Origin of the sequence: Meiothermus sp., assembly GCF_025056915.1 — a bacterium.
Taxonomy (GTDB): Bacteria; Deinococcota; Deinococci; order Deinococcales; family Thermaceae; genus Meiothermus.
In genome coordinates this window covers 1-497 of record NZ_JANWVH010000012.1, presented here as the reverse complement: position 1 = coordinate 497, position 497 = coordinate 1, and the positions used below count along the sequence as shown (strand labels likewise).

Here is a 497-nt window from a genome sequence, read left to right as displayed (position 1 = left end):
GGGCGCATCACCTGGTAGACCTCGCCCAGGCTCAAGGCTACCCCCTCCAGGACCGAGCGCACCAGGTGGCCCCGCTTGTGGGCCAGCGAAAGCCCCACAAAAGCCCCCCGCAGGTGGGGGTTCAGGTAGGGGCTGCGCTCCCCAGCCAGGAAGGGCAGGAAAAGCAGACCCTCGCTCCCTAACGGAGCCGCCTCAGCCTCAGCAAGGAGGGTTTCCAGGCTCACCTCGGGGAAGAGGCCCCGGAGCCACTCGAGGCTCCCCGCCGCGCTCAGGGTCACCCCCAGCAGGTGGTAGCCCCCGTCGGCGTGGGCGAAGAGGTGCACCCGGCCTTCAGGCTCAGGGGTGGGTACTTCCAGGGGGATGAAAATCACCCCGCTGGTGCCCAGCGAGACGCTCCCCACCCCCTTTCGGTGGCGCGAGACCCCCAGCCCCAGGGCCGCCGCCGCATTGTCGCCGGCCCCGGCCACCACCGGCAGGCCCGCCGGTAGGCCGGTCTC

The 497-nt window shown here is 71.4% G+C and carries 1 protein-coding gene; it reads right to left on the bottom strand.

All coding sequences use genetic code 11. The features are described 5' to 3' along the window. A partial coding sequence (locus NZN28_RS03400; protein ID WP_295395368.1) for an FGGY-family carbohydrate kinase occupies positions 1-497 on the bottom strand: 497 nt, incomplete at both ends.